5 protein-coding genes are annotated in these 18,182 nt (G+C 53.8%); all 5 read right to left on the bottom strand.

Annotation, left to right across the window (positions count from 1 at the left end; genetic code table 11):
• Positions 1-361 precede the first annotated feature (361 nt).
• Positions 362-10,723: an Ig-like domain-containing protein gene (locus Poly41_RS35450; RefSeq protein ID WP_146529344.1), complete on the bottom strand. Its 10,362-nt coding sequence runs from the start codon at positions 10,721-10,723 to the stop codon at positions 362-364.
• 161 nt (positions 10,724-10,884) lie between these two features.
• On the bottom strand, positions 10,885-12,039 hold the full coding sequence (locus Poly41_RS23100; RefSeq protein ID WP_146529342.1) for a TIGR03032 family protein: 1,155 nt from the start codon (positions 12,037-12,039) through the stop codon (positions 10,885-10,887).
• 520 nt (positions 12,040-12,559) lie between these two features.
• Entirely contained in the window at positions 12,560-13,789 is a 1,230-nt protein-coding gene (locus Poly41_RS23095) for a hypothetical protein (protein WP_146529340.1), read from the bottom strand.
• 382 nt (positions 13,790-14,171) lie between these two features.
• Positions 14,172-17,354: a serine/threonine-protein kinase gene (locus Poly41_RS23090; RefSeq protein WP_146529338.1), complete on the bottom strand. Its 3,183-nt coding sequence runs from the start codon at positions 17,352-17,354 to the stop codon at positions 14,172-14,174.
• 90 nt (positions 17,355-17,444) lie between these two features.
• Entirely contained in the window at positions 17,445-18,005 is a 561-nt protein-coding gene (locus Poly41_RS23085; RefSeq protein ID WP_146529336.1) for an ECF-type sigma factor, read from the bottom strand.
• Positions 18,006-18,182 lie beyond the last annotated feature (177 nt).

The following is an 18,182-nucleotide window of genomic DNA, read 5'->3' as shown; positions in this document are numbered from 1 at the left end:
ATTCGTTCACTTAGTCGACGTCGCTGCAATTTTGGAATTCTGTAGTCGTAGTTGGCAACAAAAATGCTCGGACACAGTTTCTGATGACAATCGGCGGATATTCAATAGCAACTGGTCTCTTCATGCGATTATGAGAATACGAGTCAGATCCACACGAACCCGCGGATGCTTTGCAGAGTTATTTTGAGCAACGATTTGATGTAAGTAATCGGGGCCACAAGACGGCTATTGAACTTTTTGGGCCAGGCGTCCGCGACATGCCTGGTCACTTAACCAATGCTGCCAAAGCACTTGCGACGATTCCCAACTGAGTTTCAGGCCGTCATGAACTCCTCGGTGTTCGGGGTAACAACACATTTCATTACCGCCAGTTCAGGCAAACCATTGCGATCTCTTCTATGAGATCCTGTGGGAGTAATCCTTCGTCGCCTGAGTCGAATTCGTTCCAATTGTGGAACACAGAACCAAGCCTGACGGCCGGAGCCCGCAAATCGGGTTTCCGTGAGGATGCGATGAGCGTCGCGAACAATTGGTCATGGGCCTGGAACTCTTTTGATTCTTTCTGTCGTAGGCGCACATCGTGCTGGAGACTTGAGCGCGAGACACTTGCGGAGAGACTCTGCGGACTGGCCAATTCGAGGTAAAAGGCTTCTACGTGTTCTTCAGGGAGAGCCAATCGACGTACGCCGGCTGCCAGCGTCGCTGCCATGACGTCGCGTTCATCATCACTGTGATCCAAACCAACCTTATGTCCCATTTCGTGGGCGACGACCGACAGCAAATCCATTCCGTCGCTGACAGATGAATCCCACCCGCCCATGGTGTCTAGCCGCCAGCCGTAGCCTGCAGCGTCACGATCGATCCAAACATAGTCCGTGTCCGAAGAGATACCCAGCGTCGCGTCGGGAAGATCAGCAACTTCGATGTGGATTCGTTGCAGTTCGACAGAGGTGTGTGCGTCAACTCCGGCGTCTCGCCAAGCCTTGCTTACCTGGTCCACTGCTTGGCTTAGCATCGCTTGCGTCAGAACTGATTGGGGCTTTTTCGTCGCCGCCTTAGCCTCTGCCATCAGAGCCTTGGATTCCTTGTGGATCACGATGCTTCCGCCGCCGAGGGCGGTGGGATTATCGTCATCGGAAGCGCCCAGCAGGTTGTCGTAGATGACTCCGTTGCCTTGATTGCTATTCCAGATTTTGATCCGGAACCGGTCAGTTCCGTCGCCCCCGTTGGCTTGACCGTCCCAAGCCGTCAACTCGAAGGCATAGTCGCCAACTCCATTGACTGAACCCACGCCACGGAAGCGGGCCTTGGCGCCGGATACCACCAACCACTCGTAGCTTGTGCTTTTGAATTTGAAGTCGGCGATCTTGAACTGAAATTCTGTATTTCCAACCGGAACTGAAGCGCCCTTCTTGTACTTAGAATTGAATCCAAAACTCGCCTTGCCCGTCAGGGTCGGATCGGCCGCAAAGGCTCCAGCTGGCGATTGGATCCAACCTCCGCCGGTCACAAAGCCTGCGGAAGGGTCGTAAATTACGACATACTGGTATATCGAGTGAGCAGAACCCATGTCGTTGTCCGTTACCGTCAATTGGACCGTGTACACACCAGCAGATGCGTACGCATGGCTGCCGCTAACCAACCCAGAACCCGCAGTCATGCTAACGCTACCGACTGAAGTACTGCCGTCGCCCCAATCCCAGAATGCTGTATGCGTGTCCGCTGAGCCTGGATCCGAGAAGGAGGCGCTAACGTCGATCAGAGTCGTCGCGGCGACGGGGTCCGCTTGTATCATGATCGTCCCTACAGCTGGCGCAACGTTCTTGACCGTCAATTCAAAAGTCGTATCAGTTACAACTCCATTGCCATCCGACGCACTGACCGTCACCGTTTGTGACTGTTCTGGTCCATCGCTGGCGTTGTGGATCCAGCTCCAGCCACCACCTGCGTCCTTGGCCACCGTTCCCACCGAAGCAGTAAACGTGACGATGTCGCTGGTATCGGCATCGCTCCAGTTGCCGCTATTCAATGCGATCTGACCCTCATCGACCGTCACCGCATTGGCAACCACTACCACGTCAGGAACATCATTCCGTCCCTCAATGGTTACCGTCGCAGAAGCCGTGGCCGTCGCATTCTCTTTGCCACTATCGTCGCTGATCGTGAAGCTGAACAACAGTGTCTGCGTTTCTCCAGCAGCCAGATCGTTAAACTGATTGGTATCAAACAGCAAACTATCGCCCAGCTGAATGAATTCGATTGCCCTGCCCGATACTTGCCAAAGACCGTTGAGAGACAGGGTATCCATCGCATCCGTGTCCATCGCGCCGCTAGCCGCCAATAGATCCAGGCTGATAGTACCGAAGTCTTCATGTGTGATGTGGGAGATGTCTGAAGCAAGCGGCGGGTGATTGATGGCCACGACGGTAATCGTAAAGCTTTCGCTGCTCACGTTGCCAGCTGCATCGACGGCCGTGCAAGTCACAAGCGTAGTTCCGACGGGGAATAGGCCTGGCGAAGCATCGCATTCTACAGTGATATTGGGAGTCACCAAATCAACGGCCGAAGGAACATCGAAATCGACGAAAGTCCCAGTGGTGTCACTAGTTTCAACGTACACGCTCGATAGAATGGTGATCTCAGGTGCCGTGGTGTCTTGAACCATGACCTCGAAACTTGCCAAGCCGTCGACTCCGCCTTCAGTTGTTGAGCAGGTTACCGTCGTCGAACCCAATGGGAAAACAGCGCCTGAATTGGGCGCGCAATTGACCGGTACCGACTGTCCAGCCAGGTTGGTCGCTGTAGCGGTAAAGCTGACTGCAGCGCCAACTGCAGATGTGGCTTCAAAAAGAACGAAGGAGGGAGCGACGAGCGATAGCACGGGACCAATCGCTTCGACTTGAGCCGCAAGGGACTCTCCGCTCAAATTGGCAACAACAGCTGCTACATCTTGTTGTCCAAGGGCCGCTTGTTTCAGCTCCTCGGATGCAACGCCTTGCGACAACGTTTTCACTTTTGCGACTTGCGTCAGGTAGCTAATGTCGCCCACGACGGGAATCGCATCAATCAACTGATTTCCAGCCGCGATCACCGCCGCGGTACCAGTACGCATTTCGTCCGGAATGGCAACCCCGCGGTTGGTTTCAACTTCCTGAAGAATGGACTCAAGAAGTGCCACGTCACCTAAATCGAGCATCGATCCTGAAACAGCAATTCGACTCGCCAGGGTAGCCAGCAGTTCTTGAGCCATTTGCGGGCTACCATAAGAACCTGCCACACGTTCGAGAACAGCGACGGATTGCGCAATCGTATCTTGAACCCGCGCATGAGCTGCAAACACTTCAGGCGCATCCGGCTGGCCAGCAATCGTTCCTGCAATTGGATCCAAGGTGCTTAGATCTACTTCGGCCAGCCCCAATGCTTGCCGTACGCGGCCCGTGGCATCACTGGATGACATTCCGTAGTTGGTCCTAAGCAAGGAGACCAGGGTCGTCAAGGGCGATACGACACTCCAGCTTGCAGGTGCACTGAGCTGACTGACCGCAGGTAATCCCGTCGATGAATCAGTACCCCCGAAGACGACCCATTGTCCTTCATCGTCATCCAACAAATTGTTGGCATTACTATCGAAGACAGCCGGGACTTTTATTTCGAAGTCTCCCTTGGAATCGGTTAGGGTCCAAGGCTCGTTGGGGTCGAGTACTCCATTCAGGTTGCTGTCGAAGTAGGCGGTGCTGCCGACTAGATAACCGTTATTGGCCTTTCCGCCCCCATCCACGCTGGGTACTGAATTGCTGAAGACGAATCCGAATGCCTTGTGGGTTGACCCGCCCCCAAGTAGATAGTTGTATGAGACAGCAAACGAATCTCCCTTGAAAAATGGATTGTCGATGGGAGTCCCACCGTTACCCAATGTGATACTGATCGCGTGCTCAACGTATTCGGAAAGGCTTTGGATGAGTAGCGCGCCACCCGCCCATCCCTTACTTACCAGCCAAATGCCCATGGACTTGGCTTCGTTAACGGCGTATTGCTTGATCTCCAGTCCAATGTAACTCGCACCTACGCCGCCCGTCGTAGCAAAGGCCGCAGCATACTTGGCAATCGTTTCTGGGCCCATCCAGTTGACAAGGCTCTCCGACGCAAAGTAGACGTCGTTGGCCGAGTAACTGGGGTTGTTTCGCAGAAATTGAGTTTGCTTTTCAGGGTAGTTATTTTTGGTCAAAGAATTCCAAAGAAAATTTTGGCCGGCAATACCCCAGTCGATGGCGTCTGCTGCAAACACATCAAGCTGAGTATTCAAGAATGCAATGTCGGTTCCGAGGTTAATCAGAATATCGATTATGGTGTCAACGGAGAGCTTGCCGACGAGTTGCCCGGCAATTTTAATATTGACGTCGGCAAACACCATCGTGTTGTCAGACCAACGATAATCAAAGCGACCGGAGTAGGATCCCGATAGTACGGTGATCCCTGACGACCACTTGTGTTTATAGTGCACGGTATAGCTGCCGCTGACCAAACTGTTTGTTTTGTCGTAGACCAGCGTTCCCAGATCGACGGAACCGCTATTCCCTGAATAGTTGTCCAAATATTCGATCAGCTCGTTTCTTACGCTTGCATTCGTTAGATCCGCCTTCGGGAGATCATCCGGACCAAAGTCGATGATGTCCCCAATTCCTTCGGAGATTATTTGGTCGAAACCTTGGTTCCCGTACATGGAATCGAACCCAGTCGAACCGTCAAGAAAATCATTTCCAAATCCCCCGAGCAAAATGTCATTACCCCAATCGCCCTGCAGCACGTCATTCCCGAACCCGCCAATGAGTTGATCGTTCCCACTCCAGCCCTCGAGCTTATCGTTCCCATCTTGCCCAAAGAGTAGATCACGGCTGGCGCTCCCGAGCAGAAGATCGTCGCCGGGGCCTCCCTGCAGTTCGTCGATATCCGGTCCGCCCGTTAGCGAAAATCCGCCGCGAGTAGCGGGACCTTCAGCGCCATCCAGAACATCGTTTCCAGATCCACCCAACAGCAGGTCACTACCGGAGCCGCCAAACAACTGGTCAATACCGTCCTCGCCAAAAAGTGTGTCATCACCCGCGTTTCCGTATAGCACGTCATCGTGATTCCCACCTTGAAGCTGATCGTCGCCCGATCCGCCGCGAATGACATCATTGCCATCATCGCCAATCAGTAAGTCGTTGCCCGCATCGCCGTAGAGAATGTCATCGTGATTCCCACCTTGAAGTTCATCGTTGCCCGGTCCGCCGTAAATGGCATCACCGCCGTCATTGCCGTAAAGTAAATCGTTGCCCGCATCGCCATAGATCGTGTCGCCGCCACCCTCACCTCTTATTTGATCATGCCCATTTCCGCCGTAAACGGTGTCGTTGCCTGCTCCACTCCAGATCTCATCGTTCCCGTCCTCGCCACGCAGCGTGTCATTGCCTTCGTTTCCATGCAGGGAGTCATCACCCGGCCCGCCGTAAACCGTGTCGTTGCCTTGTTCACCGTATATGTAATCGTTGCCATCACCGCCCCAAAGCCGATCGTCTCCAAACGAGCCGAAAAGATAGTCCTGTCCTCCCTCTCCGTAGAGTTGGTCGTTACCTGGGTTACCAAATAGAGTATCATCACCCTCGCCGCCGTAGACAACGACATCGCTAGTCCCTTTTCCTCCTTGAACAAAATCATCGCCATTGCCCGCATGGATGATCGCGTTGCCCAACCCGGGAGTCAGGTGATCGTCGCCTCCCAGCCCCCAAATTTCTGTGGTTCCGCTAAAGAAATATGCGAACAGAGAATCACCCGATTCGGTGCCCAGCATCTTTGCCGATTCAATAGATGACAACGCGGCGCCGTTAAGCTTGCTATCGCTCAGGTTAATACTTTGGCCTGTTACTTGAATCTTGTCCGAACCACCGCCGCCGTGAACGTACGGAGTCTTGGTTGCAAATGTCAGGTCAACGACAAAGAGGTCATTGCCACCTTCGCCATATACCGTTGCTCTGCCAGAGAAACCACTTACATCAAAACTATTTGGGCTTGGACCTCCGGTGAGCTGAGCGGCTAGAATCTCGGAAAGCGTGTCGGTTCCGAGGCCACTCAGTGAGTTGTCGGTCAGCGTGAAGTTAACGTCTCCGCTTTCCAGCAAATAACCATTGCGCAACGTGTCGTTTCCCAGCCCTCCGCTAATCGTCGAGGCACCATACACGGCTCCACTGAAGTTACTGCGCCAGATGAAACCAGTGACGTCGTCGTCGCCTTCATCACCGAACAAAACGGAATTGGGGCCACCACGCAAAATGTCATTGCCATTTCCTCCGACAAGCGTGTCGTCGTCCCATTTCGTTCCTCCCTCGACCGAACCATACAGCAGGTCGTCTCCCAAACCACCGGCAACGAGATCAGCGCCCAATCCACCGCTGACGATGTCGTTGCCATCACCGCCATCCAGCAGGTCATCGCCTGAACTCCCATCAACGATATCGTTGCCCGAATTCCCGTTGATGTTGTCGTTGCCTTCGCCTCCATCGATAACATCGTTGCCTAAACCACCCCTGATAGTGTCATCACCGAGATCGCCGAAAACCTCGTCGTCGCCGCTGCCGGCATCGACGTAATCATCGCCGTAGCCTGCGTCGATCAGATCGTTGCCAGCACGCCCGAACAACGAATCGTCGCCGTCTCCTCCATTGAAGTGGTCGTCGTTGTCAGTGCCGTTCAGGACATCCGCGCCCGCCTCACCATAATAGGAAATGCCGGGTGTAACAGCGGAGGCGGAAATAACGTCGTCCCCGCCAGCACCATAAACACCTAGGACGTTCACTAGCGCGACCTCGGAAAAGTCCAGTACGTTTGCCTCGTCCGTGCCAACGATTCTCTGCCCGGCGGCATCAACTGCTTCTATTCCCCACTCGAAGCTATGAAATTCAGCCAATTGCAAGTTTCCGGAAAAGCGTGCTGTATTGAGAACGGTGTCAAAGCCATCGTCTCCAGCTAAGAGATCGCCCGTTTGTCCAGATTCGTAGAATGCAAACGTATCGTCGCCAGCACCCGCCTCGATGGAATCGGCCCCCGGTCCGCCGACTAACCAATCGTTGCCATCGCCACCGTAAAGTGCATCGTCGCCATCCTGGCCGTATATAGCATCCTCGCCCTTGCCCCCAACAATAGTATCGGTGCCATCGCCTCCCAGCAGCACATCGTTGCCAGCGCCGCCGACGATGGTGTCATCACCCGCTCCTCCTTCGATGCGATTGTCGTCGTCGCTTAAATCGTCTTCAGGATTAAGCAATGGATCAAACAGGGTGCCGAACAGTTGGTCGTTACCGCTGCCACCTTGGATGAAATCGAGCCCTAAACCGCCGTAGATCACATCATCGTCATCGCCGCCATCCAATTCGTCATTTCCATCGTCGCCATGCAAGATATCCGCTCCACCGTCACCGAAAACGCGATCATTGCCTGATTGACCGAACAAGCTGTCATTCCCAGCACCGCCGGACAAGTAGTCATCACCAGCCCCTCCGTGCAGTTCATCGTTTCCATCTCCTCCATGCAATCCATCAATGCCGATATTGCCATGGAGTACGTCGTCTCCGTCTTCTCCTAAGAGCGATTGCAGTCCGTCGACCCCGGCGTATAAGTGATCGTTACCGTTTCCTCCGTAGAGCAGGTTCACGCCATAGTCCGCCGCAATCAATACATCGTTACCATCATCACCGTAAACGCTAGCTGACAGAAAATCAGACCCATTGGTGTTCTGATGGAAATCAACGCGTAGCGTATCGTCTCCGGCTCCACCGCGAAGGACGTCCCCAGGTCCACCACCACCGTGGATTTGATCATTACCTTCACCGCCATCAATTACATCGCCAGAATTGATCAAGATCGAAGAAGCGGGTCCGCCTGTGATGTTGTCATTCCCCGATCCACCATAGATCTCATCGCGACGACGCCCTCCGATGATTTCGTCATCGCCTGCGTTGCCGAAAATCAGACTACTCTGGGAAAACGGACCGCTGACGTCGATGAAGTCAGCGACGTTCGAGCCAAAAATATGACTCGATCCGTGGAGGTCCCAGATTTCATTTCTACCCTCGGGAACTGCCGCTCCAGCGAACTGAGTGGTGGGCAAAGTTATGGTGTCGTCGCCATTCTCTCCATAGATGTGAAACCAAGCCTGAAACGGCTCGTGAACCGAGTCGGCATCGATGATGCGTATGTCGTCGTGGTAGCTGGAGCCAGTTATGGTAATGTCACTTACGAGATTGGCGTCAAAGCCGGTTTCCAGTCCATCGAATGAGATGATTCCATCGATCTGGCGAACAGTAACGCCACCGGAGAAAGGGGAAAGCTGCGCTAGCAGGTCTGTACCAACTAATTCAGCAGCAACCGGCGGAACAGCAACGGTGACGTCAATGGTCCCCAACGTCGTTCTCGGATCAGCAACTCCAGAGGTCGTTCCATTATCGGCAATTGTATAAGTAATTGTATCTTGATCGACGAAGCTCTCATTGGCGGTGTACGTTAGCGCTCCATTGGAATTGATGGTCACTGAACCAAAGTTTGCAGATGCGCTGACCAATGCCAATGTTTGCTGGCTCTCATTGGAGGGTCCAGCCAAGTCATTCCCCAGGACAAAGAACAATGCCTGTCTGCTCGTCAGGCCGAGTGAAACCGTATTCGCTACCGGCGGGTCGTTGACTTCCGTAATGGTGATGAATACAGCGCCGTTTGCCGTTAGCGGGTTTGGAAGATTTCCATCGAGATTGTCATCTTCGATCACATAATCGATTTGGTCGGCGCCAAAGTAATCTGCATTGGGCGCATAGTTGAGCGTGCCGTTGGCATTAATCGACACCGTGCCATTGTTCGCATTGGCTTGAAGGATCCGCAACGTTTGCGCCGATTCGCCTGCGCCGGGTGAATCATTCGCCAACACGTCAATCACCACCACATCATCTTCGGCAACCGAAGCGCTATCCGCGTTTGCTATTGGCGGAAGATTCGATGGCGGCGCGTTGAACCATATAGTGCTTTGGGCGGCTGCGAAAAGAACATCCAGTCCGTCGATGCCATTCAGGTTTCCAACAGCGACATCCCACGAATGGCTATCAGTCAGACCATGGAATACTTCGGTAAAGGATCCGAGACTTCCTCCTTGCGCACCGCCAGCGTTAATCCAGACATGTGTCGATCCCGGTAGATTCCTACCGGTAAGAATAAGATCGAGATCGTCATCGCCGTCAATGTCCCCCATCTCAGCAGATTGGACGCTGGCCGTAAACAATTGCCCGCTGTCCACAAAGACTCCCTCGCTTCCGCCCTGGATGCCACCTTGATTCAAGACGAGTCGCGATGCCCCATCACCATTGGCGATCATTGCATCGAGGTCGCCATCGCCGTCGACGTCTCCTAACTCAACATCACGACTGTACGCATCCGCCAGAACTTGACCGCTTTCCGCAAAAACTCCTGCAGGACCACCCTGTAGGCCGCCTTGATTCAACCAAATCTTATTGCGACTGTAGTAGTACTCCTTGTTGACGACGAATGCATCTAAATCGCCGTCGCCGTCCAGGTCGCCAAGTGCAACTTTAACGGAACCGCCTCCCAAGGACTGGCCGCTGTCTATGAATGTGCCCTCAACTCCAGCCTGGCCTCCGCCTTGGTTGACCCAAACTCGATCTGGTTCAAACTCACGAACCAGAAATGCGTCCAAGTCACCGTCGCCATCGAAGTCGCCCAGTTTGATATCAATGACGTTTTGATTGCCAAGATCGTGGGCGGCTTCAGAGAAGGCCCCCAAACTTCCTCCTTGTGCGCCTCCTTGATTAAGCAAAATGCGATTGGCGTTCGCTCCTACACTACTTACGATCGCGTCGATATCGCCGTCACCGTCAATGTCGCTCAACGCGACGCTGGTAGAGTTTTCATCGGTCAGGGATTGCCCACTGGCAACGAAAACGCCTAGCTGGCCACCTTGTGCCCCGCCCTGATTCAATACGATGCTGTCATCGCCGACGGCGAACACATCTAGATCGCCATCATTGTCCAGATCACCCAGAGCTGCTGTAATCGAGAATCCAAGATTTTGCCCTCCTTGGATGAACGATCCGGTGCCGAGGGGCGAAGCAATCACGATCAAGTGATCTTCTACTTCTCCATCCGCCGCCGTACCCCTTGGTCCAAGTCCTCCGGCGGTGCTGAGTCGAAAGCGCGCGACGAGCGGAACTCCGCTAACGGCGTCGCTCGGAAGGTCAAAAAGGATTGAGTTTTCTCCGTTGATCACCGAAGTACTATCGGCGATGCGTTCGCGCGCGCCATCAAATGATCCGTCAGCATTAAAGTCAATCCAGGCGTCCAGCATAGCGCCGCTCGCTGCGTTTTGCACGTCGACGACGACACTCGCATCCAACTGACCAACGCGGTAGGTGCCAAACGTCACGCCATCTTCGTCTACGGAATCACCATCAGCGGACAAAGAGGGTTGACCGTCAACTTCCACGTCGCGCAGAGCTCCTAACTTCGGTCCGACGGCCCAATGCGATGCACCCGACTGGGCTATCAAAGTTGGATAGGGTGCAGGCGCATCTCCAAAGTCCATATCCGCTGCAAGCATGACTCGGCGTTCGAGCAACTCCAGAATACTGCGACGAAAGTTGCGGCGCTGCGTACGCCGAGTGGTTGCGGTTCGATGAGGTCTTCGAGAAAACATGCTGAATTCCAATACTCGTTTATCAATTGCAAAAAAATGTGTCGATCGTGTAAATGGGTTGTGCCAAGCTTTTCGCGATTATGAACTGTCCTGCGTTTGTGATCATCGCGACGAAACGTTATGGCTATGTTGGCAGCGCGGAAGTTTTTTACTGATCAGTGCTAACCCCGGTCGCTTTCACTGCAGGACCAAGTGGAATTGCCGATTCCATCCTTGAACCAAACGTTGTGCCGAATGTCGTTTGTTTTGAATCCCATGGCACTTGGACGCATGGACTTGTTAATCGCGGCGACGTCATACAGTTCGCTGATTGCCCCGTCGATGTGCAGCCAGTGATCTGCGACTCCAGTGCGCAGATTGATAATTCGTAGCCCGCACTTTGCATTCACGTTTCGCTTCGCGAGCTCGCCATCGAGCGGTAGGCCAACAAACGTATCTTTTCTAGGTCGAGAGAGACCGACCACTGCCCAGTTGCCAACGATGGCCAACCCGCGCGCATAACCGGGGCAAAACGCCACTCTTTCGAAGCTCCCGGATTGGACGTCCACATAACCCAAGTAACCCGTGCCCGAGTCCAATAGCCAGAGGCGATCGTCATGCCAACGGGGAGAGTGCGGCATCGTGAGAGATTGACATACCGATTCATCACTGACGATATCGATAACATGGCCGCCGCCCAAACGCGTTTCGCGCCAACCTCCGGCGACATCGGAGAGACCACATAGGGTGACGTACCGAGGTTTTCCGTCCCGCATCGCCAGGCCGTTCAGATGACATCGATCTTCTCCGGCCAGGTGATTGATGAACTGAGGCTTCCACACGGGTTCGAAGCTAAAACGCTCACTGACGGTGGCCAGGCACGAGAAGAGCGTGTTGACAAATACAACGCGGCCGCCGCCATCCATTGCAATGTCGTGGATATCGATGTCCCCTGTCGTGTAACCAACTTGCGGAACGAAGACGCGATCATATTTTTCGATAGCGTCCTGTGGATCGATCATGTTTTCCAGCCTCCAAAGCTGGTAGAGCGAACTCAACCACATCGTTTGTCCATTCGTCCAAAGTCCCATTGATCTAGGGAAAGTACGTTCAAATCCAGAGAGTCTTCCGGCTGGCGTATGACCGACTAAAAAGAGCTTGCCGGCTTGGTAGGTCGTAAACGCCAAACTCACCCGCAGCTCTGCCAACCAATCTGTAAAGAATTGTGAACTCGTTAGCCGTAGTGCGGATGAGGCGGCCGCATTCGATTCGTCAATCCCTTGCAAAGGTTGAATGGCTAATTCTCCAATAGTGGTCGGCGGATTGTGCCGGATCATTGAGGTGTGAGCACGTTGGCAGGGGGCGCCAGTTTCGATGGGCAATCCGTCCAAACGGGACGGGATGGGACGGGAATCGACCACCAAACATATGCAACTACAAGATAGTGCGTAATGCACGGATAATTCGGCTCACGACTAGCAAGAAATTCTCAAGAACGAGATTGGAGAGGCCGAACTGCGGCAGGTCCGAGGGAAAGAAATCGGACACTCCACAACGCCACGAACGGCGCAAGGAATCGCCATCTGGCTCGCGTGTTGGCTCGTGGGCTGGATACCGCGATGCGAGATGCTCGTGCTATTAGCCAGACAGTTCAGTAGCGTGGAACTCGCGAAGCTTTTTGGGACTCATTCGTCAGGGGACGCGCAGGTGAGTACCGATGTAATTCTATGCCCAGAAAGAATGCCAATCGGATAACGAATCCCGCAAGACGTTGTGGCAGGATTGGTTGAGCATTCGCTGCCACACTCTTTCGTTTCAAGGCCGGATCACATCCGCCTGAGCAATGCGTAGACGGAACTATGGCAGCTCGGGTGTGAGTATGAAGTAACGCGTTTCGGAGGTGGTCGTTTGATTCCTGCCTTTCCCGGTAGTAACGACAACTCCCGCCCTAGCGAACACGTGCCCGTAACCTGTCGCGTCGCGATCATTCATGTGTTGGTGGTAGAAGTCTGTAGCCGCGTGCCAGAAATCCTCATCGCCTGGGACACCGGTCACGACGTCATCCAGATAGATCAGATTCGAGTCGTGCACAAGGAACTGAGCCTCCCGCGAACCGTCAGTCGTGTCTATCGAGCCAAGAACATCGCCTGCGTTATTGATATCCCTCCCGCGGACTGGGACCGCTGGGGGAAGGAATTCATAGCCGGTCTCATCGAAGCGAATCCCGCGCAGACTTGTTGTTGTCTTGCCCTTGCGGCCTGATCCGGTCACAGCCACCAGCGCTTCTCCCGTCATTTCGCCAAAGTCATTCATGTCTCGAATCGTTGCAGTTCTCAAAGTCTCACTGAGGGGAGTTAGCAGCATCTCGACGCTTGGTGTCAATCGAAAACCACCGAACGAAATGCCGTAGCCGAAATCTGTTTCTATATAGGTGTTGCCGGAGACTTGCCCCAAATTGTTAAGTCGTAGAAGATCGGGTGCCCTAATTGCGATGGGCATTCCAGTCGTAGGATCAGTTAAGACGACGGGCGTGGAACTTGGGTTGGTCGAGTCCAGGAGAAAGGCGTGCGTGTCTCCCGAGACATCATCCACAAACTGCCCCAGGACTTCGCCCAGGTCGTTAATTCGCTTTGCATACGACAATCCACTGGAGGCTGGCACATTGAGATATCGCCAAGTGGGCGAGAGACTGCCGCCGGTGTCGTACAGGTCGACGAGAATGCTCTCGTCGGTGCCATCATCGCGTTTCAGATATGCGACGAACTGCCCAGATTCGTTAATATCCAGGATCGAAGCACTCGAAAACTCGTCGGACACGTCGATTAGATCGTCAAGCGACCATGTCGATCTTGGTGCGCCAAGTACGCCATCATGGTCGTAGAGGACGACGGTTTCCCCGTCGGTATACCGAGAATGGCCAACCACCAGGTTCTGATTATTGAAATCGTTGACGAAAAATCCTTCGGGAATAGGTACTTGCTCCAAGCGATATTGGACCGTTGCCTGGCCGTAGGCGAGGCTGACTGTGAACATGACCAGCAAGATCGCTCCGAAAGCCTGTAACGGAACTTGAAGTAAACGTTTCATCGTGGTTTCCCTGTGGAGTTGTGCTGATCGAAATGGATGAGTCGAGGCTGACGCTGGTCCTTCCCGACCGGATGCTTCGGAATCAACCCTTTCGCCGCCATAAGACAGTGCGGATTTGGCGAGAGAATTGGCTCAAATTGCCGCAGAAATTTTTTTAAGAACATAGCGTTGGCGGGTGACGGATGATTCGTTGCCGTGAGAACCTTCGTGGTTTAGGCACTCAAGCTTTCTGGCACGCGAGCGCTAAAGTTAGCGCTGCCACGGATAATCCTGAGTCCGCAGATGCGCACGCGATTCATACGACGCGGGAGCAGAGGGCGTATTCACGCCTGGAGACGGTCTTGTTTGCCGGGGGACTTACTCCTACCGGCTAAGAGTCTCGCTATTCCGATTTGTCAGACACCTGGAGCGCCTCAATTTTCGCCTGCCAATGCTCGGCCTGGTCTAACTCGCCAATGGATTCGTGGAATTGCTTCAGCCGCATCGCTCCGTCCACGAGCCGAGCGAAACGCTCTGGTGGAATGGATGCTCGTCGAGCCAACATGCCTTCGAATCCTTCGGTAAGTGCTACCCGCGCTTCCTCAATCTTCGCTTGCCTATGGTAGCCTTCGCCCAGCATTGACGTAGCATCGAACAGCGACCAGTGCTCTGCCGCATGCACCTGTCTTTGCGCAACGCATTCCTCTAGGCACGTTATCGCCTCAGAAACTTGATCCGCTTTCAAAAGCTGCCTGGCATAATTCGCCAAAACGTTAGGAAAAAGAATCGCTCTCTCTTCCTTCATATCTTCCACAAAGCGTTTGTCTCGGAAATTCTCGATCGCTTCGCGGATAACGACCATGTACTCCTCGTGCTTGCCAACATCCAAGAGCGTGCTTGCGTATCGCAACAAGGCATGCTGTGTTTCGCTGGGCGAAAACTGGTCGGGGTTTTCTCGCAATTCGTCAATTTCCTGCTGAATGACCTCCAGGCTTTCGGCATATTGGCCAGCGAGATAGAGCGCTCGGCTCAACGACCGTGATGCTTCGAAGGTCAATGCGAGAGCGGGTCCATTCCATCCGTTTACCAACAATCGTTGTGAATAGGCTGCGCGGAACAGTTCAATAGCCTCGGACGTCCGATCGAGTTGTTGGTACGCATGTCCCAAATTGAGTTGAATAGTTGGCAGAGCGTTTTCATCCAAACTAGGCAGTTGCGAACTTTCGTTCAACGCCCGCTCCAGCAATACTCTGCCGCGATCAAGCTCATGGAGCTGAATCAATTTCTGCCCCGCACTGTTGGCAGTCCAGATCGATTTTTGCGCCAAGTCAATGCTCTGGGGATTTTGGGAATGCAGGGTTTCAAATAGCTCTGCTGCTGCTTCTAGCTCATTAGTGGCCTCGACGTTATTTCCTAATTGTTCATGCACGGTCGAAAGCCGAGTAAATGCCAACAATATACGATTCCCCAAGGATGCACTTTCGGGCGACTTTTTCATCAGCTCGCGTAAAATCTCTTTGGCCTTCTGGTAATCTGTCACCGCTAACAGCAACTGTTGCGAACCAACATGATGGTGTCCAATGCCGATATAGATTGATGCACAGGCGAGTGCCGTTTCATCCTCAGGATCCCCTTCACCTTCGTAGAAGCTTAAGTATCGAGGGTCAGCTGTTTGGATCAGGCGAGACTCTATTTTCCTACCGCTGGTGTAAAAAGCCAGGGCATCGTTGAGCATCTGCTCGGCCTTTTGCGGATCGTTCCAGCAAAACGCTAACGACTTCTTGGTGCGTGCGACAGCGGCGAGGATCAAATCGTCAGCTGGATACTGTCGCTGCAACTCCTCAGCCAGTCGGACAGCTCTCTGCTGGTAGGCGACTGCTTCCTCCATGCGATGCTGGTAATTGTAACGCCAACCTAGATTCTCCAAGACGACAATGCGATTGAGACGCCAGATGATCTCGGTAGGCTGCACCGATTCCAAGTGCTCGAAGTGCTCGAGTGCTTTGAGCATGTATTGTTCGGCAGTTAGTTCGTCATGCAAGATTGAGAATAGTTGCCCGACGCGGTAGTACGCTTTGCCAGCCTCCCAGTGGGTGGCATTCTGGCTCGAGTTGTTTTTCGCGAAGGCCTCATAGAACGCAATGCCGCGTTTGATCTGACGCTGTCTGTCTGCCGATGGTTCCTCTCCAGCGAAGACGCCGCCGGGGATGTAAAGTTCGTCTAAGGCGGCCAGCGCGATTGTCAAATTCGATTCTGCTCGAGCTCTCTCCAGCTCAGCCAGCGCTTGTGCATCCTTTGCGTATACCGCTGCTACGGAAGCGTAGGCTAGGCCAGCAAGCATGCCTAACATCGCAATCGAAAAGGCTAGGGTGATCGTCCGATGTCGGTATACGGTCTTCTTCAGTCGATAAAGTTTGGAGGGCGGGCAAGCCTGAACAGCGTCTCCGTCTAGATAACGCCGAACATCAACCGCCACGGCGCTGGCTGATTCGTAACGCCGCGTGCGGTCCTTTTCCAGAGCCTTCATCACGATCCAATCCAGCTCATTGCGAACTGCGGCCTTCAAGCCGCGCCGATCGGTCATGCGCCGCGTGGCAACCGTCGTGGCATTCTCAGCCACCAAAGTGCTGATTTTATGACTCGGCCGCGGTGGCTCGTCCTCCCGAATCATCCGCCGCATCTCGTCGAATCCAGCTTGACGCAGCGTCTCGCGATCGAAGGGCGTCTCGCCGGTTAGCAGTTCATACAGGATCACCCCCAGGGAATAAACGTCGCTGCGGGTGTCGACATCCAGTCCACTCAACTGGGCCTGTTCGGGACTCATGTACGCTGGCGTCCCGATCATCTGCGAAAAACCGGTATGTAGGGACCGATCGGTCAAAGATTGATGGGCGGCTTTGGCGACGCCGAAGTCGATGACTTTGGGAACTGGATGAACGTCGTGGAGTTCAACCAGCACGTTGGATGGTTTGAGATCGCGGTGGATCACACCCTTGAGATGGGCATGCTGGACGGCTCGACAAATCTGGACAAACAACTCCAGCCGCTGTCGAGTATCGAGCCGATGTTCGTCACAATAATCCGTGACCGGAATGCCTTTGACTAGCTCCATGGCAAAGTACGGCAATCCAGAATCGGTCGTGCCGACATCCAAGACTTTGGCAATATTGGGGTGGTTCATCAGCGCTAGCGCCTGACGTTCGGCCTCGAATCGGGCAATCACTTGCTGTGTGTCCATGCCTGGCTTGATAATCTTCAGCGCTACGGTCCGTTTGACCGGCTCGCGCTGCTCGGCCATAAAAACCACGCCCATCCCGCCGGTGCCGATTTGCTCAAGCAACTTGTAAGGTCCAACTCGCGATCCAACCCGACAGTCCGCGATTAGGTCGTTCATCACGCTGGTAATATCCGCTGGGCTGGCGTCCAACGGACCATTGTCAGCTTGATGCGCGCGCAAATATCGATCCAGACGCGCTCGTAATTCGAGGTCATCGCCACAGGCTTGTTGCAAAAATTCAGGTCGCTCGGATTCAGTTACATCCAAAACCGCGGCAAATAGGTCTGCTTCGTTTCGTTCTAGTGCCATTCCTGGTCTCCTCAAGGTCAGTGCGGATTCCAGGTAAAAATGCGCTCATTCAAAGCTGAAGTTTTCTGTCAAGAGTTCTTGAGCATGCACTCATGGACTCGAATCTAGCTCCGCGTGCAAACGCGCTCGAGCATAGGACCAGTGGCGTTTTACTGTGGAGACCGAAATTCCAAGCGCTTCGGCGATTTCATTGATCGTAAACCCGCAGAAGTACTTGAGTTTGACGACGGCAGCAATTTGCGGGAACGCCTTTTCAAGTCCATCCAGAGCCGCACTGATCGCTTCCAAGTCGACTTGTGATTCTGTCGCCGGTAGTTCTAAACAAGAGATTTCCAGTCGTTGCATGTCTCCACCGCGACGCAATGCGTGCTTTTTTCTTGCGTTATCAATCAACAGTCGACGCATCGCTTCTGCAGCCGCTGCGAAGAAATGACCGCGACTATTCCAATGCTGAGCCTGCTCGACATCCACCAAGCGGATATAGGCTTCATGCACGAGGGCAGTCGCCTGCAATGTTTGGCCCGGTTTCTCCTGAGCCATCCTGTGAACTGCCAGTTTGCGCAATCGGTCATAGACCAGCGGCAAAAGCTGTTCCGATGCAGCTGAGTCGCCGTTTTCGATATCGGAGAGAATTCTCGTTACTTCGCTCATATGCGTAGCATAACCGAATTTAGTCAAGGACGACTTGGAACTTCTGCCGCAGGCGCGACACCGGACGACGCCAGGGGTGCGGAACCGGCCTTTAGCAGTCTCAGCAATTCTCCGTCTAACCCGCTGCGGGTGGATCGCCCGAAGCGGATAGCAGCGATCGCCTTGGCGCACTCTTCT

Source organism: Novipirellula artificiosorum (assembly GCF_007860135.1).
Taxonomy (GTDB): Bacteria; Planctomycetota; Planctomycetia; order Pirellulales; family Pirellulaceae; genus Novipirellula_A; species Novipirellula_A artificiosorum.
The sequence above is the reverse complement of the archived record's forward strand: the minus strand, read 5'-3'. Positions and strand labels throughout refer to the sequence as shown.